19 protein-coding genes are annotated in these 25,574 nt (G+C 63.6%); 16 read left to right on the top strand and 3 right to left on the bottom strand.

What is annotated here, in order from left to right; translation table 11 throughout:
* Positions 1-80 precede the first annotated feature (80 nt).
* The 4 genes from ACNJYD_RS30560 to ACNJYD_RS30545 all read left to right on the top strand — a co-directional run bounded on the left by ACNJYD_RS30560 (position 81) and on the right by ACNJYD_RS30545 (position 5,202).
* A complete protein-coding gene (locus ACNJYD_RS30560) occupies positions 81-1,586 on the top strand; it encodes a glucan biosynthesis protein G (RefSeq protein ID WP_439364186.1) in 1,506 nt (501 codons plus the stop codon).
* The gene (gene mdoH, locus ACNJYD_RS30555; RefSeq protein ID WP_212254886.1) at positions 1,574-3,694 is read left to right on the top strand and encodes a glucans biosynthesis glucosyltransferase MdoH; all 2,121 of its coding nucleotides are present in this window, start codon (positions 1,574-1,576) and stop codon (positions 3,692-3,694) included. Before ACNJYD_RS30560 ends, mdoH begins: the two co-directional genes overlap by 13 nt.
* Before the next feature lie 208 nt (positions 3,695-3,902).
* Entirely contained in the window at positions 3,903-4,211 is a 309-nt protein-coding gene (locus ACNJYD_RS30550) for a hypothetical protein (protein WP_212254354.1), read from the top strand.
* Positions 4,212-4,611: 400 nt separating this feature from the next.
* Positions 4,612-5,202 carry a hypothetical protein gene (locus tag ACNJYD_RS30545; RefSeq protein ID WP_246570590.1) on the top strand — a complete coding sequence of 197 codons (591 nt, stop codon included), beginning with the start codon at positions 4,612-4,614 and terminating at the stop codon, positions 5,200-5,202.
* A 57-nt stretch (positions 5,203-5,259) separates the two neighbouring features.
* On the opposite strand, the gene ACNJYD_RS30540 is transcribed toward ACNJYD_RS30545, so the two are convergent.
* Positions 5,260-5,982, bottom strand: coding sequence for a response regulator transcription factor (locus ACNJYD_RS30540; RefSeq protein WP_212254355.1), 723 nt, complete (start codon positions 5,980-5,982; stop codon positions 5,260-5,262).
* Between the two features lie 188 nt (positions 5,983-6,170).
* Between ACNJYD_RS30540 and ACNJYD_RS30535 the strand changes: the two genes are divergently transcribed.
* Together ACNJYD_RS30535 and ACNJYD_RS30530 are read left to right on the top strand one after the other, a co-directional pair.
* Entirely contained in the window at positions 6,171-7,070 is a 900-nt protein-coding gene (locus tag ACNJYD_RS30535; RefSeq protein ID WP_212254356.1) for a DUF3313 domain-containing protein, read from the top strand.
* 101 nt (positions 7,071-7,171) lie between these two features.
* Positions 7,172-8,437: a patatin-like phospholipase family protein gene (locus ACNJYD_RS30530; RefSeq protein ID WP_433996053.1), complete on the top strand. Its 1,266-nt coding sequence runs from the start codon at positions 7,172-7,174 to the stop codon at positions 8,435-8,437.
* 30 nt (positions 8,438-8,467) lie between these two features.
* Here ACNJYD_RS30530 and ACNJYD_RS30525 read toward each other — a convergent pair whose 3' ends face one another.
* Together ACNJYD_RS30525 and ACNJYD_RS30520 are read right to left on the bottom strand one after the other, a co-directional pair.
* Entirely contained in the window at positions 8,468-9,718 is a 1,251-nt protein-coding gene (locus ACNJYD_RS30525) for an ATP-binding protein (RefSeq protein ID WP_349628372.1), read from the bottom strand.
* Complete coding sequence (locus tag ACNJYD_RS30520; RefSeq protein ID WP_212254357.1) at positions 9,715-10,443, bottom strand: response regulator; 729 nt, start codon at positions 10,441-10,443, stop codon at positions 9,715-9,717. The genes ACNJYD_RS30525 and ACNJYD_RS30520 overlap by 4 nt, the downstream gene beginning before the upstream one ends.
* 299 nt (positions 10,444-10,742) lie before the next feature.
* Between ACNJYD_RS30520 and ACNJYD_RS30515 the strand changes: the two genes are divergently transcribed.
* From ACNJYD_RS30515 to ACNJYD_RS30470, 10 genes are all read left to right on the top strand, one after another.
* Complete coding sequence (locus ACNJYD_RS30515) at positions 10,743-11,789, top strand: efflux RND transporter periplasmic adaptor subunit (RefSeq protein ID WP_439364185.1); 1,047 nt, start codon at positions 10,743-10,745, stop codon at positions 11,787-11,789.
* Positions 11,786-14,890, top strand: coding sequence for an efflux RND transporter permease subunit (locus tag ACNJYD_RS30510; RefSeq protein WP_439364184.1), 3,105 nt, complete (start codon positions 11,786-11,788; stop codon positions 14,888-14,890). Before ACNJYD_RS30515 ends, ACNJYD_RS30510 begins: the two co-directional genes overlap by 4 nt.
* 234 nt (positions 14,891-15,124) lie before the next feature.
* Positions 15,125-15,964, top strand: coding sequence for a helix-turn-helix transcriptional regulator (locus ACNJYD_RS30505; RefSeq protein WP_212254360.1), 840 nt, complete (start codon positions 15,125-15,127; stop codon positions 15,962-15,964).
* Between the two features lie 143 nt (positions 15,965-16,107).
* Positions 16,108-19,110, top strand: coding sequence for a xanthine dehydrogenase family protein molybdopterin-binding subunit (locus ACNJYD_RS30500; RefSeq protein WP_439364183.1), 3,003 nt, complete (start codon positions 16,108-16,110; stop codon positions 19,108-19,110).
* A complete protein-coding gene (locus ACNJYD_RS30495) occupies positions 19,107-19,922 on the top strand; it encodes an FAD binding domain-containing protein (protein WP_439364182.1) in 816 nt (271 codons plus the stop codon). The genes ACNJYD_RS30500 and ACNJYD_RS30495 overlap by 4 nt, the downstream gene beginning before the upstream one ends.
* Complete coding sequence (locus ACNJYD_RS30490) at positions 19,919-20,437, top strand: (2Fe-2S)-binding protein (protein WP_439364181.1); 519 nt, start codon at positions 19,919-19,921, stop codon at positions 20,435-20,437. Before ACNJYD_RS30495 ends, ACNJYD_RS30490 begins: the two co-directional genes overlap by 4 nt.
* On the top strand, positions 20,430-21,974 hold the full coding sequence (locus tag ACNJYD_RS30485) for an AMP-binding protein (RefSeq protein ID WP_439364180.1): 1,545 nt from the start codon (positions 20,430-20,432) through the stop codon (positions 21,972-21,974). Before ACNJYD_RS30490 ends, ACNJYD_RS30485 begins: the two co-directional genes overlap by 8 nt.
* A 30-nt stretch (positions 21,975-22,004) precedes the next feature.
* Positions 22,005-22,811, top strand: coding sequence for an enoyl-CoA hydratase/isomerase family protein (locus ACNJYD_RS30480; RefSeq protein WP_439364179.1), 807 nt, complete (start codon positions 22,005-22,007; stop codon positions 22,809-22,811).
* 75 nt (positions 22,812-22,886) lie between these two features.
* Positions 22,887-24,218, top strand: a complete 1,332-nt coding sequence (locus ACNJYD_RS30475; protein ID WP_439364178.1) for an MFS transporter — start codon at positions 22,887-22,889, stop codon at positions 24,216-24,218.
* 290 nt (positions 24,219-24,508) lie between these two features.
* A complete protein-coding gene (locus tag ACNJYD_RS30470; protein ID WP_439364177.1) occupies positions 24,509-25,564 on the top strand; it encodes a sugar phosphate isomerase/epimerase family protein in 1,056 nt (351 codons plus the stop codon).
* Positions 25,565-25,574: the final 10 nt, after the last annotated feature.

Genomic DNA, 25,574 nt, shown 5'->3' with positions numbered 1-25,574 from the left:
GGTGGAACTGGGCCGGCTGGAACTCGTGGGCGCGTCGGCCGTTGCTTGGCCGCGGCAATTGCAAGCGAGTAGGAGAGTACGTGAACCGACGCCAGCTTGTTCAAGGGTCGGCAGCGCTGCCGGCGCTGCTGCTTGCTTCCCGACGCAGTCTGGCCGCCCCTTCGGATGACATGTTCGGGCCGTCCACCGTGAGGGACCTGGCGCGGAGGTTGGCGAGCAAGCCGTACGAGGCGCCGGACGAGAAGCTGCCGAGTGGATTGAAGGACCTGGACTACGATCAGTATCGTTCGATCCGCTTTTTGCCCGAGCGGGCGCTCTGGCGCGGCAAGAATCTTCCGTTCGAGGCGCAGTTCTTCCACCGCGGCTTCTTTTACAAGAACAGGGTGAACATCTTCGAGGTCGCGGACGGAAAGGCGTCCGAACTCAAGTACCGCAAGGCGGACTTCTCCTTCGGCGAGAAGGTCCCGACGTTCGAGGACATCGATCTCGGGTTCGCAGGCTTCCGCATCCATGCGCCGATGAACCGTCCCGACTATTACGACGAGGTCTGCGTTTTCCTGGGGGCGAGCTACTTCCGCGCGGTGGCCAAGGGGCAGACCTACGGCCTTTCTGCCAGGGGGCTCTCGATCGATACGGGCGAAGCCAAGGGCGAGGAATTTCCGCTCTTCAAGACGTTCTGGCTCGAGCGGCCGGCGCCGGGTGCGACCTCGTTGGTGATTCATGCCCTGCTCGACAGCAAGAGCTGCGCCGCGAGCTATCGGTTCACCGTGCGTCCCGGGGAGACGACGGTCTTCGACGTCGAAATGTCGGTCTACCCGCGCGTCGAGATGCCGCGGGCCGGTCTCGCGCCCATGACCAGCATGTTCTTTTACGGTCCGAACGACCGCAACGACATCGACGATTTCCGCCCCTCAGTCCACGATTCCGATGGCCTTGGGATATTCAATGGGAAGGGCGAGAGCCTGTGGCGGCCGCTCAGCAATCCCCGCGATCTCCAGATCAGCACCTTCCAGGATCTCAATCCGCGTGGCTTCGGGCTGATGCAGCGGGAGAGAAACTTCTTCGCCTACCAGGACATCGAATCCAGCTTCGAAAAACGCCCAAGTCTCTGGATGGAGCCGATCGGGGATTGGGGCGAGGGCGGGGTCGTGCTGTTCGAGATCCCGACCAAGGAGGAGGTCCACGACAACATCGCCGCATTCTGGCGACCGAAAAACCCGCTGCAGGCCAAGGGCGAACACAACTACACCTATCGGCTGCATTGGGGGCCGGATAGCCCGAAGCCGCATTCGCTCGCCAGATTCACGCGAAGCGGGATCGGGGCGAGGGGTGAGGACGCGCGCCTGTTCGTACTCGATCTGCTCGGCGACAACCTCAAGGGCATCGATCCTGCCGGTGTCAAAGGCGTGGTGACGGCGGAGAAGTCCGAAGTGAAGAACATCGTCACGCAGCCCAATCCCCACACAGGTGGGTGGCGGCTCAGCTTCCAGTGCCAGGTGAAAAGCGAGCCGATCGAGCTGCGGGCGTTCCTGGCCCAAGGCGACAAGCCCTTGTCGGAAATCTGGGTCTACCGATGGGCGCCCTGAGCACGGCACCGCGGCCGATGGCCGGCGATATCGCGACCCAGCGCCTGCTGCCGGGCGAGTCCCCCCTTCCGATGGCTCCCGGCGATCTCGGAAAAAACCAGGTCGCCCACCGCATTCCTGCGCCGGTTGCTCCCGCGATGGCTTGGCGGCGCGGCCTCATCGTCGTCTCGACGGCGGCGCTCACGGCGGCCGGCGGATATGAGATGTATCGCGTGCTGCAGGTCGGCGGCGTCACCGTCCTTGAAGCCATGGTGCTGGCGCTCTTCCTGGTCCTGCTCGCCTGGGTCGCCTTCTCGTTCGCCTCCGCGCTGGCCGGCTTCTTCGTGCTGCTCGTCCATCGTCCGGGCGCCTTCGCGCCGGACGCGGAGCTGCCTGCGATCGCAAGCCGCACCGCCATGCTGCTTCCCACCTACAACGAAGACCCGCACCGATTGACGGCGCGGCTCCGCGCGATCATCGAATCCCTGGAGACGACCTCGCAAGGAAAGCTGTTCGACTGGTACGTTCTGAGCGACAGCACCGATCCGGACATCTGGGTCGCCGAAGAAAAAGCGCTCCTCGCGCTGCGACAGGCGGTGGGGACGCCACGGCTGTACTATCGACACCGAGGCGAGAATACGGCGCGCAAAGCCGGGAACATCTCCGAGTGGATCACGCGGTTCGGCGGCGCGTACGATTTCATGATCGTGCTCGATGCCGACAGTCTCATGAGCGGGCAGACCATCGTCCGACTGGTCCATGCCATGGAAAGCAATCCGAGCGCCGGGCTCGTCCAGACGCTCCCCATGGTCGTCAACGCGCGCAGCCTGTTCAGCCGGGTCCAGCAATTCGCGGGCCGCCTGTACGGACCGTTGATCGCCGCCGGCGTCGCCTGGTGGCACGGCTCCGAAGGCAATTACTGGGGCCACAACGCGATCATCCGCGTGAAGGCGTTCGCGGAATCGGCCGCGCTGCCGCAGCTGCGCGGGCGCAAGCCATTCGGCGGGCACATCCTGAGCCACGATTTCGTCGAAGCTGCGCTGATGCGGCGCGCGGGGTGGGGCATCTACATGCTGCCGACGCTCGGCGGAAGCTACGAAGAGGTGCCGCCCTCGCTGCTCGATTTCGCAGCGCGCGACCGACGCTGGTGCCAGGGCAATCTTCAGCATCTGGCTGTCGTGCCGGCGCGGGGTCTCCACTGGGTGTCGCGCCTGCATTTCATGGTGGGGATAGGGGCATATCTGACGGCACCGCTCTGGCTGCTGTTCCTCTTGCTGGGCATGCTGATCTCGTTGCAGGCCCGCTTCGTGCGGCCGGAGTATTTTCCGAAGGGTTTCTCGTTGTTTCCGACGTGGCCCGCCCAGGATCCCGTGCTCGCCATCTGGGTGTTCGTCGCCACGATGGGTCTGCTGCTGTTGCCGAAGCTGCTCAGCCTCGTCCTCGTTTGGATGCGGGGCTCGATGAGACGCCAGTTCGGCGGCGCGTTGCGAGCCTCGGCCGGAGTTCTCGCAGAGATCATAGTTTCCGCGCTGATGGCGCCGGTGATGATGATCTTTCAGTCGATCGCCGTGGTCGAGATTCTGGCCGGCCGCGATGCCGGCTGGCAGACGCAAAGGCGCGACGACGGTACGGTGGAGCGCCGCGAACTCTATCGGAAGTACGGCATTCCAACCATGTGCGGCGTCGCGATGGCCGCAAGCGCCTACGCCGTTTCGCTGCCCCTGCTGCTTTGGATGTCGCCGGTCATCGTTGGATTGCTGTTCGCCGTTCCCATAGGCGCGCTGACCGCCATGCCCGTCTCCGGAAGATTGTTTGTCACTCCCGAAGAGCGAGAGCCGCCTCCCGTCCTGCGGCGGGCGAACGAACTGAGCGCGTCGGCGGACGCAGGGGGCAACCCCGCGTTGCTGGAGCTGCGCCAAGACCCCGCGCTCCTGGCCTTCCACCTCGCTCAGCTGCCGCCGCCTCGCCCCACCAGGCCCGACACCGTCGACGCCAACCTGGCGGTCGGACGTGCCAAGATCGATGCCAGCGAGACTTTCGAGGAGGCCGCAGAGCATCTGTCCTCGCGGGAGATCTTCTCGATCTTGAACGACGGTTCGGCGCTCTCGACCGTGTTGCAGAAGCCATGAGGTTTCGGCCTGCCGGGCGCGCCCATCGGCGAGCGGCGAGCATTGGGCACGGAGCCCTTGCTTCGATGGGGCTGCCCTACAGCGCCGCCCGCCTTTCCGCGACCGCGCTGGACTATTGCGGACGCCTTCGAGGTGATGTTGATGCTCCGCCCCACGGAACCGGCGAGCTTGGTTCGCTGTTTGCATCCGGGAAGTACGGTGAACCGCGATGAAATGGATGCTGGTGGTTCTGGTCGGCGGCGTGACGCCGGTCAACACAGACTTGCTGTTTGACAAGTTCGCTGATTGCCTTTCGGCGGAAGAGCAGATGCGCAAGCACTATGCTGACGCTTTCGAGGCTTGGGACAAGTGGGCGGCAGTGAACATCGAGCGGCGTCGCGACTATTCCAAAGCCCGGGAGGCGCAAGCCAAGCGCTTGTTGAGCAATGTCGGAACGTGCGTGCCTCATGGTGACGGCGCCGTCGTGAAGCCGGAGGCCAGCCCTTCACCGACGCCTTCGCCCAAGCCCAGCCCATGACGAGCAAACGAAGCGACTGCGAGCATGCTGCGGGGCTGGCTCGGATGCCGAGGCCGCTTCGACGCAAGCCTGCGCGCACGCTGTGGCATCCGCGCGGCCAGGAGGACGGGGGTCCTGCTGGATTGGCGAGCAAGAGTCTATGCCAGGCAGCTGTCGCCTGACGCACCCGGTTCGACAACTCGGCCGTTCTGACATCTTTTGACTCAACATGCCGACGCGCAGAAACGTTCAGTCACACACGGCCCAATTTGGATCCAGGTGCCCGGATAACGAGCGCGGGTCAGGAGAAGGGCGGCGCTCGATTTCATCAACATCGGACGTTCGTCGGGCAGCTTTCCAAGAGCGGGAAAGCGGGGTCTGCCGCGTCGAAGGGCCTGATGTTCGCGCTGCAGTGCGCGGTATGCAGCTGACCAATGGATCGAAGCCTGGAGCGACGATCAATGTTCCAGAAGGAGGGCAGATGATTTTCGCAATGGTAAGCGCAATGAAAAGCCTGCCCATGTGCCGGTTGAAGATGTCACGGAGCCTCGGTTTTTCGGTGCTGATGGCCGTCGCCGTCGCATCGCCTGCATCAGCGCAGGCGAGCTTCAATAGCGTCGCCGGGTCATGGTCGGGCAGTGGTTGGATGAAGCCTAAGGACGGGCCCCGGGAGCGGGTCCGCTGTAAGGTCGACTACGTTCCCAAGAACGAAGGTCAATCCGTCAAGATGAATGTGCGCTGCGCGAGCGACGCGTACAAGATGGATCTGGGCGCTACAATCGAACAAAGCGGCTCGGAGCTTTCGGGAAACTGGTTCGAAAGCCAGTACCGCGTCGGGGGCAAGGTCTATGGGCAAAATCAGAATGGCGTGATCGATGCCCGCATCGAGGGCGACAAGATCACAGCGTTGCTCGTCGTTCGTACGAAAGGAAGCCGCCAATCCTTCGTCATGGAGTCGCCGGGAGCCTGGGTGTCCGAGGTCTCCATCGATCTTACGCGTGATGCGCGATGAAGCGAACAAAGCGCCGACATTCGCATTCAGACGACAGCCGATTGAGCGGCAACAGGCTTAGGAGTGCTCGTCCAGATAGCTGACCGTGGCCGCGAGCTGATAGCCGCCGTTGCGCACCGTCTTGAAGATGTGATTTGCGCCGCCCTCTGCAAGTTTGCGCCGCAGTCGACTGATCAGCACATCAATGGAGCGGTCTAGGACGTCTCCATCGCGCCCGCGGGTCAGATCGAGCAATTGGTCGCGAGACAGAACGCGACCGGGACGGTCGAGAAACGTCAAGAGAAGATCAAACTCCGCCCCGGTCAAATCGATCGAGTCGCCTTGCGGAGCGACCACCGACCGGGCGGACGGATCGGCGACGAACCCTTCGAAGAGGTAGCGCCCCTTCCGGCCGTGAGAGGGGCGGTCATCGTCGCCGCGTCGGAGCACAGCACGAATCCGGGCGATCAGCTCACGCGGGTTGAACGGTTTGCCGAGATAGTCGTCGGCGCCGATCTCCAGACCGATGATCCGATCCACGTCTTCCTTCAGAGCAGTGAGCAGGATGATCGGAATCCGCGACCGCGTGGACCGGAGATCGCGACAAAGATCGAGTCCGGACCCGTCCGGCAGCATCACGTCCAGCACGATCAGATCGATCTGATTCGTGGCGATCCGTTCACGTACTTCCACGCAGCGGGACGCGAGTTGAACCCGGAAGCCCTGCTCCTTGATGTAGCGAGCAAGGAGCTTGCGGATCTCTAAGTCGTCATCGACGACAAGGATTTGGGGAATGTGCATGGGCGCCGGTTTAGTCCGGTTGGAACAGGCTGAAGGGTAATATTTGTAACGAAGGCTGTCCTCAATTCGGGCTGGACATCTTTCGACACAAATGGCGGTCGGCCAGCAACATTAGGTCATCCGCAGCCAGATTCCGAGCCATGTAGCCCGTTTATCAAGAGCGCAGGGTTCACAATAAGGGGGTCTGAATGCGCTCCGCCGCCGGTCTTAACCATCCTGGTTCATATCCGTCGTTTCCGTATCAACGCCGGTGGCCGCTCGGATATTGCGCTTCGGCCCTGCTCGTCCTTGCACTGTTGCCGGGTTGCGCGACCCCCGCCCTGGTCCAGGGCAACGGGCTCTCCTCTTACGAGGGATTGAAGCAGTCGGACGGAAAGATCACCAAGTCCCGTCTTCAGGTGAAGAAAGAGCAGGTAGCAGCGGCGAAGACGATCAATATCGCACCGACGGCATTCCCTGCCCACGTTGCGCCTGCCCTAACCCATGAACAGCGTATCCTTGTCGCCAATACGGTAAGCCGCGCCTTGTGCATCAATTTGAGCGACAGATTCAGGGTGGTGTCGCCCGATCAACGGGCGGATTTGACCGTGCGTGCGGCCATTACGCGTGCGACGCCGACTGATGAAGTCGCCGCGGGCGTCTCGGCCGCGGCGAAGCTCGGTTCAAGCTTCGTGGATACGGCCGTTCCGATTCCGGTGCCCCGCATTCCGGTTGGGCTCGGAGACTTGTCCATCGAAGCCGAGGCCGTCGACGCCACGGGGCGACAGCAAGCCGCCATGATCTGGGGAAGAGGGGCGAACGCCTTTTTCAGCACGCCGAGAGCATCGAAAGCCAGTGACGCTTACGATCTCGCTCGGGACTTCGGCGACGATTTCGCCAAGATGCTCAATAAAGGTGAAAGTCCCTTCGAAGGCTTTAGTATCGAGATCCCGTCCTTGGAAAAGGTCGGTTCGAATATTGGTCTCGCTCCCAAGTATGCGGCGTGCGAAAGCTACGGCCGCGCTCCTGGGATCGCCGGTCTCGTCGGCGGCAAACTGGGCCTTCCTCCTGAATGGACCGATGATGGTCCAGTGGAGACACGAAAGTAGTGGCGATCAAGGACGGCCGCATCGGCAGACACAGCCTTTGCGGCTCGACCCCGAAGGGCGCCATGATGATGGTCATCCGCGCCATCGAGTACGGCCCCGTCATGTATGCGTCCAGATCGGCGATGCGCGTGGCCGCGCTGTTTCTGATGACCGGCCTTCTTTGCGGATGCGCCTCCATGTTCCCGCGCGATGTGGTTCCGAAACGGCTCATCGACGAGGCCGAACTCGCCGGGATGCCGAACGTCCGGGTATGGGGGGATGCTCCGCCTGAGGCGCTTGCCGCCCTGTCTACGATCAAACAAATCCGGAGGAAGCCGAATGCCGCTCATGGTCGTCTCGGCCAACGACCGGATGAGCTCAACATTCTCGCAATATCTGGCGGAGGCGACAACGGTGCCTTCGGCGCAGGTCTCTTGGTCGGGTGGGGTGATGCGGGCACGAGACCTGAGTTCGATCTGGTCACCGGGGTCAGTGCCGGCGCGTTGACTGCGCCGTTCGTCTACCTGGGGCGGACCAGAGATGCGGCATTGAAAGAGGTGTTCACGAGGTACGAGCGCAGCGATATCTACGATCCTGGCGTCGTAGCGCCATTGCTCGGATCGGGCCTGGTCGACAGCTCTCCGCTCGAGAGTCTGATAGCAAAGTATGTCGATGATCAATTCCTCCGCGATATCGCGATGGAGCGGCGCAAGGGCCGAGTATTGCTCATCGGAACGACGAATTTGGACGCGCAGCGTCCGGTTCTATGGGATGTGGGACGCATAGCCATGAGCAATCATCCCCAAGCCCTCTCCCTCTTCCGGAAGATCCTGCTGGCTTCCGCTTCCGTGCCGGGTGCCTTTCCTCCCGTCCGCATCAAGGTCAGTGTTGCAGATCGGACCTACGAGGAACTGCACGTCGATGGGGGCGTGACTCAGCAGGTTTTCGTGCCGCGACCTTCGATGATCATTCGCACCGACGTCCCAACCAAGAGAGCCGCTGCACGCCTCTTCATCATCCGGAACGGAAAGATCAACCCGGAATGGGAAGCCGTAGAACCGGGCATTTTCTCTATTTCGCTGAGGTCGATCTCCACCCTGATCAAGAATCAAAGCATCGGCGACCTCTATCGCATCTATGCGAAGGCCGAGATCGACGGTACCGACTTCAACCTTGCGGCAATTCCGTCGACCTTTCGAGCGACGAGGGAGACGTCGTTTGAGCAGGGATATATGCAAGCGTTGTACACCGAAGGCTATCGTTCGGGTTTCGAGGGCTACCAGTGGATGAAGGCTCCCCCAGGGATCGCGAACAACAACCCGAAGCCGCTGGGTCGCTTCTCCAGTTCGGCGTCGCCCCCCGCCAGCCAGGGTGCGGAGCTCCGGTAAGTGTGTCCCGTCGCGGTGAAAGGGGACCCGTCAGTGTGGCTCCGCCGGAAGCGATTGCGCAACCGGCAGCGTCACGGTCTGGATCAGCCCCCGGAATGATCCGTTCTGGATTTTGATGCTGCCTCCGGCGCGCTGAACGATCTCTTTCGCGATCGTCAAACCGAGTCCGGCACCATCGAACTGCTTCGTGCGCGCCCGGTCGACTCGGAAGAACGGCTCGAAAACCTGCCCGATGAGATCGGGCGGAATCCCCGGACCGTCGTCGTCGATCACAACGACGACGTCGTTCACGCTGCTTTGGACGGCGACCCGGGCCCGCTTACCATGCGTGGATGCATTTATGAGCAAATTCCTGAAGGCGCGGCTCAGGCCCGTTCGATTCGCGAGCGCGGTCGCCGCCGCAGAGCTGGTCAGGGTGATGTCGTAAGATAGCGTTCGAAGCTCGTCCACGAGGTCGGAAACGAGAATGTCCAGCCGGATCGGCTCGGGCGCCGATTTGCCGGAGTCCTCTCTCACGAGAAGTATTGCGCTGTCCGCGATCCTTTCCAGCTCGTCCATATCCTTGAGCCACATTTGGCGGTCTTCTTCATCCGCGACGAACTCGGCGCGCAGGCGCATACGGGTGATCGGTGTCCGTAAGTCATGGCCCGCTGCCGCGACGAGCCGCATTCGGCTTTCCATTGCCGCCTTCAGCCGGGAAGACAGAGAATTCAGCGCTCTGGCTGCGACCCGTACCTCCGCCGGTCCTGTCACGGCCAGTTCGGGAAGAACACCGTCCGGGCCTACGGTCTCGATCGCGCGTTCGAGAAGTACGAGGGGTTTGACCATCCGGTTCGCGAAAAAGAGAGCGACCGCCATCGTGCCCAGCGTGGTCAGCGCAAGCCAAATCAAAAGGAGATGGAAGATGCCGCCCGCGGGAGGCAAGTCAGGGATTTGCGTGACGACCCATCCTTGATCAACCGGAATGGACAGGAGAGGAAGGTCGTCCTTGCGGGACACGATGACGTCGCGGGGGATCCCGCGGGCCGTCAGAGCGGCGCGCAGCCACGTGGTGAGATTGGTTTCGACTTCACCGCCCGCAGCGGCCTGTTGAACGATGACCAATTTGGGAGCGACCTGCCCAACTCGGGTCAATAACTCTACTTGGTCGACGAGTGGACTGATTGCCTCCCGTTCGTTGGGCGGATCAAACAGGTAGACGAGAATCCCGGTCAGAATGCAGACCACCGAGATGATCACGACGGTGAGAAGGACGGCGAGTTTGGCGCGCAGGGTGTTCACGCCGGAAAGTCCTGCACCCCGACCTTCGCGACGAGTTGATAACCGCCGTTGCGAACTGTCTTGAAGAGGGGCGGCATTCCGGAAGTGTCCAGTTTGCGCCTCAACCGGCTGACGAGGACATCGATGGAGCGATCGAAGACCTCTCCCTCTCGGCCGCGCGTAAGGTCCAGGAGTTGATCCCGCGAAAGCACACGTCCCGGTCTGTCGAGGAAGACCTGCAGCAGGTCGAATTCCGCGCCGGTCAGTTCCAGGGCATTGCCCTGCGCATCGGTTACGCTGCGCAACTGAGGATCGGCCGTAAGGCCGTCGAATCGGTACTTCCTCGTTTCTTGAGATCGAAGACTTCTTTCTGAGCGGCGCCGCAAGACGGCGCGAATTCTGGCGACCAGTTCTCTCGGATTGAACGGCTTGCCGAGATAATCGTCGGCTCCCATTTCCAGACCTACGATGCGATCGACATCCTCCTTGAGCGCCGTCAGAAGGATAACGGGAATCATGTTCCGCTTCGCTCGCAAATCGCGGCAGGCGTCGAGCCCGGAGCCGTCCGGAAGCATCACATCCAGAACCACGAGATCGACCTGTTCGGCCACAAGGCGCTCGCGCATCTCGTTGCAGCTCGATGCCAGGACGACGCGAAGCGACTGGCTTTCGATGTAGCGGGCAAGCAGCTTACGAATCTCGGGATCGTCGTCGACGACCAGGATCTGAGGAGTGTGTTCGTTCATGGATGCCCTTCACGGTGGCTCGGAAGCACGGTTTTACCGGTAAGCGGGCTCGAAAAAAGCCGGAACTCGTAACGAAAGGCGCCAAGGCACCCATCTAGCAACATTTCGACACAAATGGGCGCCCGCCCGAGACGATCCGACACAAATTGTACTACGCGAGCAAACCCCACGTCCTACCCGAGCAGTCGTCGGCCGTTCGAGGAAGGTGACGGCTGGCGAGGCGTTCGGGAATCGACACGGGCGCGGAGAAGGGTGCTGATATGAAAAGAATCCATCGCGGCCTGAGGTCGATGGCGCTCATGACGTCTCTGGTCTTCCATTCCACCGTCCATGCGGAAAGTCTCTCATTCGCGATGACCGTCTTGGCCGCATCGGTCGAGAGATCGGAGGTCACCAGAACGATCACGGCGACAGGCAACGTCGTCGCGTGGCGTGAAATCCCGGTCAGCTCTGAAGCGGGCGGGCTGGCGGTGATCGAGGTCGCCGTGGACGAAGGCGACCTCGTTGCGAAGGGGCAGGTACTGGCGCGCCTCAGCCAGGATCTGACGGCTGCGGCGATATCCAAGCAGAAAGCCGCGATCGACGAACTGGAAGCGAGCCTTGCCATTGCCAGATCGGATGCTGCGCGCGCGCATTCGGTGTCCTCGGGCGTGATGAGCGCGCAAGCCATCGAGCAGCGCGAGACGCTCGTCAAGACGACCGAGGCCAAGCTGGAAGCGGCTCGTGCCCAACTCGACGAAGCAGAGGCACGGCAACGTCAGACGGTCATCATCGCTCCCGCCGCGGGAACGATCGCCTCGAGATCGGTGGCGATCGGCCAGGTGGTCCAAGCCGGGGTCGAGATGTTCCGATTGATCCAGGACGATCGCATCGAGGTCGATGCCCGCGTGGTCGAAACCGACCTGCTCGCTGCTGCCGCGGGGCAGCATGTGATGGTGCTCGGCCCCGGCGGGCAATCCGAGCATGGATCGGTCCGCCTCGTTTCGCCGGTGGTCGATCCGAAGACGCGCTTGGGTACGGTTCATGTCGCGCTGCCAAAGGGAACGAAACTCAAGCCGGGGATGTTCGTTCGGGTCGAGATTTCGGCCGAAAGAAAACTCGCGTTGACCGTTCCTCTGAAGGCGCTGGTCTGGCGCGAAGCGAAGGCGCACGTCTTCAAGATCGGGCGCGACAGCCTGGTGTCATTGGTCGAGATCGGTCTAGGCGCCAAGGAATCGGATGACGTTGAGGTCCTGCGCGGACTGGAGGCTGGAGATCGCATTGTGACCCATGGTGCAGGTCTCCTCAGTGACGGCGATTTCGTGAACGTGAAGACTGCCTCGGTCAAAGGCGGCGCGCTGCGATGAACGGCATCTCCGGTTGGGCGATCCGCAATCCTGTCGCGACCATCATTCTGTTCGTGCTGCTCACCCTTGCAGGGGCCGTCGGCTTTTCGAAGCTCCGGCTCAACAATATGCCCGACATGGACATTCCGACGGTGACCGTCAGCGTTGCCTGGCCTGGAGCTGCGCCGACTGAAATCGAGGCGCAAATCACCCGATTCGTCGAGGATGGCGTCGCAGGACTTGGTACCGTCAATCGCACTCGTTCGATCGTGAACGAGGGACTGTCCATGACCATGGTCGAGTTCGCGATCGGCACCGATATCGATCGGGCGACGAACGACGTCCGGGATGCCGTCGTATCGATCCGTTCGAAGCTCCCGCAAGCAACGCTCGATCCCATGGTCCGGCGCGTCGAGGCGACGGGACAGGCGATCCTCACGTTCATTGTCGACGCTCCGATGATGGCTCCGGACGCGTTGAGCTGGTTCATAGACAACGACATCGCCAAATCCGCGCTCGCAGTCCCCGGTGTCTCCAAGATCCTCAGATCCGGCGGTGTCGATGCGGAAATCACCGTTAAGCTCGATCCCGACCGATTGCTCGCTCTGGGACTGACCGCCGCGGAAGTTTCCGACCTTGTGAGAAACCGCAACATCACTCAACCCGGCGGTCGTGCGACGCTCGGTGGATCCGAGCAAGTCATTCGTACCGTGGGAAGCGTTCCGGACGTCGCGGCCCTGAAGGAGATGCGCCTCGCCTTCAGCGACGGCCGCAGCGTCAAGCTGTCCGAAATCGCAACCGTCGAGCGCTCATGGGCCGAACCGCGACAGAGGTCCCGGTTCAATGATCGGGAAGTCGTTGGCTTCAGCGTCTACCGCGCCGTCGGGACCGGAGAGTTTGCAGTGACCCGAGCCGTCAGGAAGCGAATGGCCGAATTCGGCGCTGGGCACGCTGGCGTTCGGATCCTGGAAGTGACGTCCTCGACCGATGCGGTCATCGAGGGATACGACGCCGCCATCGAGGCGCTCCTGTTGGGAGCGTTGCTCGCAGTTCTGGTCGTATGGATCTTCCTGCGGGATATTCGGGCGACCTTGATCTCGAGTGCTGCGCTACCGTTGTCGTTGATGCCGACCTTCGCGGTGATGTATGCGCTGAACCAATCGCTGAACAACATCACTCTTCTGGCGATTGCCCTGGTCGTCGGCATTCTTGTCGACGACGCCATCGTGGAAATCGAGAACATCGTCCGGCATATTCGGCAGTCCGGAAAGACCGTTTACGAGGCCGCCATCGATGCGGCCGACGAGATTGGCCTGGCCGTGGTTGCGACGACGTTCGCCATCATCGTGGTTTTCGCGCCGGTCGGCCTGATGCCGGGCATTCCAGGGCAGTTCTTCAAGGCTTTCTCGATCGCCGTTTGCAGTTCTGTCTTCTTCTCTCTCGTGGTCGCTCGCCTGCTTACGCCATTGATGGCGGCCTTTCTCCTGAAGACGACCGGAAAAGAGCATCCCGAGCCGGCGTGGGTGCGGTACTATGCCTTGGTGTTGACCTGGACGCTGCGCTATCGATGGATCACCATCGTCGCCGGTGTCATAGTCTTCGTCGCGTCATTATCTCTCATTCCGTCCCTTCCGACCGACTTCATGCCAGCGGCCGATCGAAGCCGCACGATCCTCAGCGTAGAGTTGGTGCCGGGTGCGACGTTGCAGGAAACGGACGCTGCCACGCAAAGGGTCGCGTTCCTGCTGAGGGCGAGACCAGAAGTCGCTTCCGTCTATGCCGCCGTCGGAACCGAGACCTCGACGCTTTCCGGCCCGGGAGACCTGTCGACCTCGGTAGGAGAGGTCAGAAGATCGACCGTTACGATCAATCTCGTTCCGAGAGCCGAGCGAACCCTCTCCCAACAGGCGTTCGAAGCCTCGATCGGCCGTCAACTGTCGATCATTCCGGGCGTCCGGATCCGCCTCGGCGAGGACGGGTCCTCCGGCGCGAAAATCCAGGTATCCTTGTTGAGCGATGATGCCGCAGCACTTGCCGATGCGGCACGCCGATTGGCCCAGGATATGCGCGCAACTCCTGGATTCCAACGCGCGAGAGTCACAAGCAGTTTCGCCAAGCCTGAGCTCCGGATAACGCCTAAGGCGGACAAGGCCGCTCTCCTCGGAGTTTCCACGACTGCGATCGCCAAGACTGTCAATGTCGCCACCGTAGGCGATATCGACCAGAACCTGTCGAAGTTCTGCCTGGGCGCGCGGCAGATTCCGGTTCGCATTTTGCTGAACGACGCTGCTCGCTCCGACATGGCTGGCCTGTCGATGCTGCAGGTGCCGACCTTCGAGAAGCCGGTGCCTCTGTCGTCTGTCGCCGACATCAGCTTCGGCTCAGGTCCGCTCCAGATCGAGCGGACCGATCGCACCAGAAGCGAGACGGTCGAAGCGGAATTAAGTGGCTTGACGGTCGGCGAGGCGGAAGACCTGGTCGCCCGGATGCCTTCGATCAAGCGGCTGCCGGCAGGGGTATTTTACAAGCTTGCGGGCGATTCCGAACGCATGCAGGAGCTGTTCGACGGGTTCAAGCTCGCGGTCGGGTCGGCCATCGTTCTGCTCTTCGTCGTCCTCGCGCTGCTCTTCAACGGGTTCGTTCAGCCGGTAACCATTCTCACCGCGCTGCCGCTGTCGGTCGGAGGGGCTCTCGGCTCGTTGCTGATGACGCAAATGTCGATCTCCCTGCCGGTCATGATCGGGCTGCTCATGCTCATGGGAATTGCGGCGAAGAACTCGATTCTTCTCGTCGAGTACGCGATCGTCGCCAGACGCGATGGCGGCGTTGATCGCACGCAGGCTTTGTTGGACGCGGCCCGGAAACGAGCTCGGCCGATCGTCATGACCACGATAGCGATGAGCGCCGGCATGCTGCCCATAGCTTTGGGCATGGGAGCGGATGCCGAGAGGAGGGCGCCTATGGCGATCGCCGTGATCGGGGGATTGTTCAGCTCGACCCTTCTCAGTCTGATGTACGTGCCTGCCTTTTACACGGTGATGGACGATCTCCAGCGTTGGTTGGGAAAGGTCTTTCAGGCAGACGTTGCGCGAACCGGTGAGGTCGTTCGAAGCGCGCCGTGACGTCGCGGCGTGCCGGCTTCGTGCATCAAGCGATCAAGCGCATCCGCGTCAAGGCGAGGATGCCGATCTCGCCACCGCGTTGCGGCGATCCAAACCCGGCGGACTGCTTGCAGAGCTATGGGCGTGAACGGCTTGCATCCATTTGCGCGCTTGGAATATGAAGTGGGTGCTGCTTATAGTGCCGCACTCGACAAGGCAGCCATTTTGCGGTGCAACGCCGGGAGGAAGGAACTGATGTCGACGGCCCTGCGCATCGCTCATGGCGCTTTCGGCAGGGTCGCTCTGCTCGACATGGATCGTTCGCTGGTCCGCCACGCTCATCATCATTGCCACGTCCTGCTCAAGGTCGAGGGGGCCGATACGCAGTTCATGGTCGGCGACCAGGTCACGCCGCTGACGGACACCGCCGCTGTGCTGGTCGACGGCTGGAAGCCGCATGCCTATGTGCATGACGTCAACCGTCCGCGCACCCTGATCATGGCGCTCTATATCGAGCCGGAATGGCTGAAGGAGTTCCGCCCCGGTTGGGCCGCGAGCGGCGCGCCCGGCTTCTTCGAGCGGCCCTCGGGCGAGGTGTCGCCGCGCATCCGCCAGCTCACGCTGCATCTGGCGGCTGAAATGATGGCCAATCCGGATGCGGTGCGGACCCACGAGCAGACGCTGTCGGACCTGATGATCGCGGTGATCGAGCGCTTTACGCCCTGGCGCAGCTTTCCGACCTCGATCCGCGGCATGAGCGCGGTGAGCTGCGACTGGCGCATCCGCCGCGCGATGGATGCGATGCGCGGGCAGGATTCCTATGGCGGCGTCGATCAGTTCGTGAAGGGCGCAGGGCTCTCGCGCGCGCAATTCTTCCGCCTGTTCGAGACCTCGCTCGGCGTCTCGCCAAAGATCTATCTCAACGTGGTCCGCATGGAACGTGCGCTCGACGCTGTCATGCGCGAGGACACGCCGCTCGGCGAGCTCAGCGAGCGTTTTGGCTTTCCGGAGCCGGCGCATTTCACGCGCTTCTTCCGCGACCATGCCGGCGTCAGCCCGCGCGAGTTTCGCAACGTCTCGCGTCTCGCTGGTTGAGTCTCGCGGGCTGATATTGCGCTGCACGCGCTCGAATGAGACGATTTGGTAAGTCGTGAGAGCGGGCGGTATGGCCCGCGCAGCCCCTGTCCTGACAAGTGTCACCGCCGCGTCAAAGAACGCGTCGCGAGGTATGCCGGGACATGTTGCAGGCGGTCAGATCCGCAGATCCGGGACGAGGCGATCAGCCGTGGGTCGGGCGCTCGATCGAGCGCGTCGAGGACGCCGCGCTGCTCTCCGGCCGTGGTCGCTTCATCGACGATCTCGGTGTTGCGCCCGGCACGCTGCACGCGACCATCCTGCGCTCGCCGCATGCGCATGCCGATATTCTCTCGATCGATGCTGAAGCTGCAAAACGCCTGCCGGGCGTTGCGGCGGTTCTGACCGGCAGCGATGTCAAGGCGGTCACGACAAGCCTCGTCGTCGGCGTGAAGGCGCCGGTCGAATGCTGGCCGATCGCCATGGACCGCGTGCGTTATGTCGGCGAGCCGGTTGCCGTGGTCGTCGCGACGGATCGCGCGCATGCCGAGGATGCGGCCGAGATCATCAACGTCGAATATCGACCGCGCGGCGCCGTCGTCGATCCGCTGGGTGCGCTGGCGCCTGATGCTCCCGTGCTGCATGACGGCTTTCCCGGCAATCTCGCCAGCGATCGTTCCTTCCGCTATGGCGATCCAGAAAGTGTCTTTGCGGAGGCTCTGCATCGCTTCTCGATCGACATCCGCTATCCCCGTAATTCCTGCACGCCGGTCGAGACCTATGGCGTCGTCGCCTCGCATGATGCCGGCGAGGACGCCTATGAGGTGCTCGCCAATTTCCAGGGTCCGTTCAGCATTCACACCGTGATCGCGCGGGCGCTGAAAGTGCCGGGCAACCGCCTGCGGTTGCGCACGCCGCCGGATTCCGGCGGCAGCTTCGGCGTCAAGCAAGGCGTGTTTCCCTACATCGTGCTGATCGCCGCCGCCGCGCGTATCTCGGGCCGGCCGGTGAAGTGGATCGAGGACCGGCTCGAGCATCTCACCGCATCGGTGTCGGCGACCAACCGCGCGACGACGCTGTCGGCGGCGGTCACTGCGGATGGAAAGATCCTCGCGCTGGATTGGGACCAGGTCGAGGATTGCGGCGCGCATTTGCGCGCGCCCGAGCCGGCGACGCTCTATCGCATGCACGGCAATCTGACCGGGGCCTACGACATTCGTCACGTCAAGGTCCGCAACCGCGTCGTCGTCACCAACAAGACGCCGACCGGCCTCAACCGCGGCTTTGGCGGCCCGCAGGTCTATTTCGCGCTGGAGCGATTGGTTCAGACGATTGCGATTGGCCTCGGCCTCGATCCGCTCGATGTGATCAAGCGCAATCTGATCGGCGCTGGCGCATTTCCCTATCCTACGGCAACTGGCGCGTTACTCGACTCCGGCAATTATCAGGAAGCTGTCGCGCGCGCGGTCGAGCAGGGCCGGCTCGCGGAGCTGAAAGCGCGGCGCGACGCGGCGCGGGCGCAAGGGCGTCTCTACGGCATCGGCTTCACCGCGGTGGTCGAGCCCAGCGTCTCCAACATGGGTTACATCACGACCGTGCTGACGGCGGCCGAGCGCCGCAAGGCAGGTCCGAAGAACGGCGCGCAGGCGACGGCTACCGTTGGCCTTGATCCCGTTGGCAGCGTCACCGTCCATGTCGCCTCCGTGCCGCAGGGGCAGGGCCATCGCACCGTGCTGTCGCAGGTCGTGGCCGACGTGTTTGGTCTGCAGCCGAAGGACATCCGCGTCAACACCGAGATCGACACGGCCAAGGATGCCTGGTCGATCGCGTCCGGCAACTACGCCAGCCGCTTCGCCGCGGCCGTGGCGGGCACAGCAAAACTTGCGGCCGAGCGCGTCGCTGGCCGGCTCGCGCGCATTGCTGCGAGCCAGCTCAACGTCGAGGCCGCGGACATCGTCTTCGCAAAGGGTTTTGTGGCCTCAAAGCATAATCCCGAGAACCGGATCGCGTTCTCGCGCGTCGCTGCGCTCAGCCATTGGTCACCGGGCTCGCTCCCTGATGATGCCAGTCACACCATCCGCGAGACCGTGTTCTGGACGCCGCCGGAGCTGATGCCGCCCGACGATGAGGACCGCATCAACTCCTCGCTCTGCCACGGTTTCATCTTCGACTTCTGCGGCGTCGAGATCGATCCCGTCACGCTGGAGACGCGGATCGACCGCTACGTCACCATGCACGACTGCGGCACCATTTTGCATCCCGGCATGGTCAACGGCCAGATCCGCGGCGGCTTCACCCAGGCGCTCGGCGCCGCTCTCCTCGAGGAATATGCCTACGCCGAGGACGGCAGCTTCCTGACGGGAACGTTCGCCGACTATCTGCTGCCGACCACAACCGAGGTGCCGGAGCCCGAGATCTTCCACATGGAGACGCCGTCGCCATTCACGCCGCTCGGTGCCAAGGGCGTGGGCGAGGGCAATTGCATGTCGACGCCGGTGTGCCTCGCCAATGCGGTTGCGGATGCGCTCGGCGTCGCCGATATCACCTTGCCGCTGGTGCCGGCGCGGCTCGCCGAGCTGGTGCGCGGCGTCGAGCCGCCGCCTCCGGCGGGCGGCGCGACCTCGGCCCCCGTTCGTGACGGCGACAGGCGGCTGCGCGGCGAAGGACAGGCCACGGTGAAGGGCGCGCCGGAGCAGGTCTGGGCGATGCTGCTCGATCCGGCCACGCTGCAATCGGTCATTCCCGGCTGCCAGCGCGTCGACAAGGTCACCGACACGCATTTCCGCGCGGACGTCACGCTCGGCATCGGCCCCGTCACCGGCCGCTATCGCGCGGATGTCGAGCTGCTCGATCTCGACCCGCCACGCGCGGTCACCTTGCGCGGTGGGGCCACCGGCGCGCTCGGTTTCGGCAGCGCGGAGGGGCGCATCACGCTTGCGCCCGACGGCAATGGCGGAACAAGCCTGACCTACAGCTATGACGCCGCTATCGGCGGCAAGGTCGCCAGCATCGGCGGCCGTCTGCTTGATGGCGCGACACGCGTGATCATCGGCCAGTTTTTCACCGCGCTGGCCCGCAAGGCCGGCGGCGGCGGTGCTTCGGGTGGAGGCTTCTCGCTGTTCGCGCTGCTGGTAAAGGTCGCCGGCTTGTTCGGGGGGCGCCGATGAAGCCGCCCGCATTCGACTATCTCCGCGCCGAGAGCATCGGTGACGTCCTCGAAATCCTCGCGCAGCAGGGCGGCGATGCCCGCGTCCTTGCCGGCGGCCAGTCGCTGATGGCGATGCTCAACATGCGCCTCGCCAAGCCGAAGCTTCTCATCGACATCATGCGGATCAGGGAGCTGCGCCAGATCGAGCGGAAGGGCGATAGCATCGTCATCGGCGCCGGCGTGCGGCAGGCCGATCTGCTGGCCTGGCCGGGCCTCGCCGAGGCGCTGCCGCTCGTGGCGCTGGCGCTGCCCTGGGTCGGGCATATGCAGACCCGCAGCCGCGGCACCGTCTGCGGCTCGCTCGCGCATGCCGATCCCAGTGCCGAGATGCCGCTCGCGCTGGTCGCACTTGATGGCGAGGTGCTGTTGCGCAGCGCTAAACGACGCCGCCGCGTCGCGGCCAAAGATTTCTTTGCCGGCATGATGCTGACCGCGCGCGCCGATGACGAGCTGATCGAGGGCATCTCGCTGCCGGCGGTGAAGGGATTGCGCGTCGCCTTCCGCGAGGTCGCGCGCCGGCACGGCGACTTCGCCATTGTTGCCTGCGCTGCGATGAAGACGCCGACAGGCGTACGCCTCGCCGTTGGCGGCGTCGCGGATGTTCCGACCGCGCGCGACTGGCCGCGGCTGGAGGGAGGCGCGCTCGACGATGCCCTCAACGCCTTTGCCTGGGAGCTTGGCGCGCGCGACGACGTCCACGCCACGGCGCGCTATCGCCGTGACCTCGTGCGCATGATCGGCCGCGACCTGATCGGCGAGGTGCTGCAATGACGCGCCTCGAGGCAGATCGCCGCCATCCCGTCCGCTTCACGCTCAACGGCAAGCCCGTCGAGGCGGAGGCCGAGCCGCGCATGCTGCTGTCCGATTTCCTGCGTCACCAGCCGGGCGCGACCGGTACCCATGTCGGCTGCGAGCACGGCGTCTGCGGTGCCTGCACTGTCGTCGTCGACGGCATGCTGACACGGTCCTGTCTGACGCTCGCCGCGCAGGTCGATGGCTGCGAGCTCAAGACCGTCGAAGGCCTCGCACCGTCGGCCGACAGGCTCGGCGTGCTGCAGCAGGCGTTCCGTCGCAACCACGCGCTCCAGTGCGGCTTCTGCACCGCCGGCATTTTGATGTCGCTCGATCATTATCTCGCGAAGAACCCGGCGCCGACCGAGGCGGAGATCCGCGATCTCCTTAGCGGCCATATCTGCCGCTGCACCGGCTACACCCCGATCATCCAGGCGGCGCTGGATGCCGCCGCCGAGCTTGCTTCATCCAACAAAGAGACGTCCGATGCTTGATCTCGCCAGCAGCTTCATTGCCAGCGCCGCGCGCGATCCTCACGCCGTTGCCCTGGTCGACGGCGAACTCCGCCTGACCTACCGGCAATGGTACGACAGAATTTCTGCCCTCGTCGCCTCGTTCGACCGCCTTCGCCTCAAGCCCGCCGATCACGTCGTCACGTTGCTGCAGAACCGCTGGGAAGCGGCGACGCTGCACTGGGCCTGCCAGTTCGCAGGCCTCGTGATCACGCCGATCAACTGGCGCGCCAAGGCCGACGAGCTCGACTATTGCATCGAGAATGCCGAGGCCTGCGCGGTCTTCCATCAGGACATCTCCGCCGAGGCCGTGCAGGGCTCGGCGCTGGCAGGCAAGCTGCTGCGCGTGTCCGTCGATCCCGGCACGGGCGATGCAACCAGCTTCGCCGATCTGATCAGGGACCGCGTCCCCGATGCCGAGCCGCGCGTCGGAGCCGATGCCTGGTCGATCATGCTCTATACGTCAGGCACGACGTCGCGTCCCAAGGGCGTGCCGCGGCGGCATCGCGCCGAACGCGCCGCCGCGATCGCCCATGTCGCGCAAAATCTCTACGGCCGAGGTGAGCGCACGCTCGGCGTGATGCCGCTCTATCACACCATGGGCGTCCGCTCGCTGCTGGCGATGTCGTTGATCGGCGGCACGTTCATCTGCCTGCCGCGCTATGACAGTCGCCAGGCGCTGGCGCTGATCGAGAAGGAAGCGATCACCAATCTTTATCTGGTGCCGACGCTTTATCACGATCTCGTCCATCACGAGGCCTTTGCCGGGACCAACGTCTCCAGCGTGCGCAAGCTCGGCTTCGCCGGCGCGTCGATGACCGATGGCCTGCTGAAGAAGCTGAACGAGGCGTTCAAGCCAAGCCTGTTCGTCAATCACTATGGCAGCTCCGAGATCTACACCTTTACGATCGACCAGAACGCGGCCGCAAAGCCCGGCTCGGCCGGCAAGGCGGGGCTCAACCAGCACGTCAAGGTCGTGCGCATCGGCGCGAAGTCGGTGGCGGAGCTTGCCGCCGTCGGCGAGGAGGGCGAGATCATCGCCACGCTCAAAGGCGACGAGGCCTTCGAAGGCTATTGGCGCCGTCCCGAAGCGGACGCCAAGTCGTTGCGCGAAGGCTGGTATTTCACCGGCGATACCGGCTTCGTCGATCCCGACGGCGATCTGTTCGTCACCGGCCGGGTCGACGACATGATCATCACCGGCGGCGAAAACGTCTCGCCGGTCGAGATCGAGAGTTGCCTGTCGCTGCATCCAGCCGTGGACGAGGTCGCGGTCGTCGGCGTCGCGGACGAGAAATGGGGCAAGGTCGTCGCCGCCTTCGTCAAGCGCAACCGCGCGGTGTCTGAAGTCGAGCTGGAGCAGTTCTGCCGCACTTCGGGCCTTGCCAATTTCAAGCGGCCGCGCCGCTACGTCTTCGTCGACGCGATCCCGAAATCGCCGGTCGGAAAGCTGCTGCGGCGACTGCTCGTCGCCGGAGAATACGAGGCCGAGCGCCTGCCGCCGTCGGACGCGGCCTGATCATCATCCATTCAACAGAAGGAAGCACAGATGCCGTCACCCTACACATTCGCCGATCCCCGGCTCGCAAATCTCGACGGGTTCAAGGTCGAGATCGACGAGGCGCATGAGCGCGCCGACATCATCCTGGGACGTCCACCCTACAACGTCGTGGCGATGCCGCAGCGCGACCAGCTGCGCCTGACCTTCGAGACGCTTGACGAGGATCCGCGCGTGCGCGTCATCGTCGTCCGCGGCGAGGGCGAGCATTTCTCCAGCGGCGGCAATATCGGCGGCTTCATGGCGGCGAGCCCGGAGCACGTCTCCAAGCTCGCCTGGAACATCGCGGCGCCGGCGCGTTGCGCAAAACCCGTGATCGTCGCCAATCGCGGCTATTGCTTCGGCGTCGGTTTCGAGCTGTCGCTCGCCTGCGACTTCCGCATCGCATCCGAGACCACGCAATACGCGCTGCCGGAGCAGAAGCTCGGTCAGATTCCGGGCTCGGGCGGTTCGGCCCGCCTGCAGAAGATGGTCGGAATCACCCGCACCAAGGACATCGTGATGCGCTCCAAGCGTATCTCGGCCAAGCAGGCCTATGAGTGGGGCATCGCCACCGAATGCGTGCCCGATGCCGAGCTCGAGAAGGCGACCGACAGACTGGTGGACGAGCTCCGCACCTTCTCTGCACTGGCGCAGCGCACCGCCAAGAAGCTGCTCAACGACACCGAGGATTCGACGCTGGCGATCGCCATCGAGCTCGAAGGCCATTGCTACAGCCGCCTGCGCCAGTCGGAGGACTTCAAGGAGGGCGTCGAGGCCTTCAACGCCAAGCGTCCGCCGAAATTCGTCGGCCGCTGATACGCGATGCAACGAACTGCCGTGGTTCGCAATGGCGCGGACCGCGGCATTACTCAAGCGGGGAGGTAGGACAAAATGGCTGAGATGGATATGCCGGCCGCAGGTGCGCAAGCATCGGCCGATAACAAGCAGATGGTCAACGCGATCATCGCATCGGTGCTCGGATGGGCGCTCGATCTGTTTGATTTGTTCATTCTGCTCTACGTGGCGCCGGTCGTTGGCGCGCTGTTCTTTCCGTCGAGCAATGCGGCGCTGTCGCTCGCCGCAGTGTACGGCTCGTTCGCCGTCACGCTCCTGATGCGGCCGCTCGGCTCGGCAGTGTTCGGGCACTATGCCGACGTGCATGGGCGCAAGCAGGCGATGCTGATCGCCATTGTCGGCGTCGGCCTCAGTACCGCGGCGTTCGGCCTGCTGCCGACCATCGCGCAGGCCGGAATTATCGCGCCGATCATCTTCCTGATCCTGCGTCTGGTACAGGGTGTGTTCGTCGGCGGCGTCGTGGCCTCGACCCACACGATCGGGACGGAATCGGTGCCGGCGCAATGGCGTGGCGCGATGTCGGGCCTGGTAGGCGGCGGTGGCGCCGGCATCGGCGCGTTGCTCGCATCCTTCGTCTTCCTGATCACGTCCTCGGTCTTTCCCGGCGATGCCTTCGCCGTGTGGGGCTGGCGCTTCATGTTCTTCTCGGGGCTGCTGAGCTCGCTGCTCGGCTGGTTCATCTTCAGGAACCTCGAGGAATCGCCGTACTTCAAGGAGCTCAAGTCCCAGCAGGGCAACAAGCAGGCGAAGGTGTCGAAAGCGCCGGTCAAGGACGTGTTTTCGGGCGAGTATCGCGGCGTCCTGCTGGTCAATCTGCTCATCACCTTCGGCGGCGGCGCCGGCTACTACCTGACCTCGGGCTACCTGCCGAGCTTCCTGAAGGTGATCAACGCGGTGCCGAACCAGACCTCGTCGCTGATCCTGATGGGCGCGAGCGTCTCGGCGTTCTTCTCGGCTGTGCTGATCGGCGCGCTGAGCGACTGGATCGGCCGCAAGAAGACCTTTCTGCTGATCGGCACGCTGGCGGCCGTGCTGCTGCCGCTGTGCTATCTCAACCTCGCGGCGACCAAGGACACGACTGAGATCACGCTTCTTGCGCTCGCCATCGCCTTCATCGGCAATGCCGGCTATGCGCCGGTGCTGATCTTCCTGAACGAGCGTTTCCCGACCGCGCTGCGCGCGAGCGGCACGGGCCTGTCCTGGAACATCGGCTTCGCGCTAGGCGGCATGATGCCGACCTTCGTTTCGCTGGTGAGCGGCAGCCCGGCGCAGATCCCGCTGTCGCTGGCCTGGTTTGCGGTCGGCGTCTTCGCGATCTATCTGATCGGGGCGATCGTGATCCCCGAGACCAAAGGGGACTTTCGCTGACCAAGTCGACGCGGCCACTTTGTGGCCGCGTCGATTCATCGAACTGCGGGGCGAGATGGGCTGGCTCAGTCGCAGCCGCAATGGCTCCGGCCAGTTTGGCAAACGCGCAGCCTACCGTGCGCGCGGGCGCTCTCCATCTGTTGGAGCGTAGGATCATCGGTCCCGTCGCGATATAGAGCTTCATCCCGTCGCGTAGTCCGGTATTGCTCTCTTTCTCGATGGCCGGCATCCTCGCACCCATGATGCGGAAAAGCGATCCCCAAAACGTCCAAGGCAGAAGGAGGCATTCGATGAAGATGATCAAAGGGCCTGCGATATTCCTGGCTCAGTTCGCTGCCGACGCGGCGCCGTTCAACTCGCTCGATGCGATGTGCGGATGGGCGGCATCCCTGGGCTACAAGGGGATTCAGATTCCGAGTTGGGATGGGCGGCTGTTCGACCTGAACAAGGCCTCGGAGTCTCAGACCTATGCCGACGAGGTGAAGGGCATTGCGGCTCGCCACGGCCTTGCCATCACCGAGCTTTCGACCCATCTGCAAGGTCAGCTCGTCGCCGTTCACCCGGCCTATGACGCGGCATTCGACGGCTTCGCCGCGCCGGGGGTGCGTGGCAACCCCAAGGCCCGCACGGAATGGGCCGTCGATCAGGTCAAGCGCGCCATCCTGGCGTCCAGGCGGCTCGGGCTGACTGCCCAGGCGACTTTCTCCGGCGCGCTGGCCTGGCCCTATGTCTATCCCTGGCCACAGCGTCCCGCCGGCCTGATCGAGACCGCCTTCGACGAGCTCGCCAGGCGCTGGCGGCCCATCCTCGACCATGCCGACGAGCACGGCGTCGATCTCGCCTATGAGATCCACCCGGGCGAGGACCTCCACGACGGTGTTTCCTACGAAATGTTCCTGGAGCGGGTGAACAACCATCCGCGCGCGAACCTGCTCTACGATCCCTCGCACTTCGTGCTGCAGCAGCTCGACTATCTCGACTACATCGATATCTACCATCAGCGGATCAAGGCGTTTCACGTCAAGGACGCCGAGTTCAATCCGACCGGCCGCCAGGGCGTCTATGGCGGATTCCAGAGCTGGGTCGACCGTGCCGGCCGCTTCCGCTCGCTTGGCGATGGCCAGGTCGATTTCGGCGCCATCTTCTCCAAGCTCACGCAATACGACTACGACAGCTGGGCGGTGCTCGAGTGGGAGTGTGCCCTGAAACATCCCGAGCAAGGCGCGGCCGAGGGCGCCGAGTTCATCCGAAACCACATCATCCGGGTGACGGAGAAGGCCTTCGACGATTTCGCAGGCAGCGGCACCGACGCGGCTGCCAACCGCAAGATGCTCGGCATCTCCTGAAGAGAGGGTG

The organism is Bradyrhizobium sp. SPXBL-02 (genome assembly GCF_051853065.1).
Lineage (GTDB): Bacteria > Pseudomonadota > Alphaproteobacteria > Rhizobiales > Xanthobacteraceae > Bradyrhizobium.
This window is presented reverse-complemented; position numbering and strand designations above follow the sequence as displayed.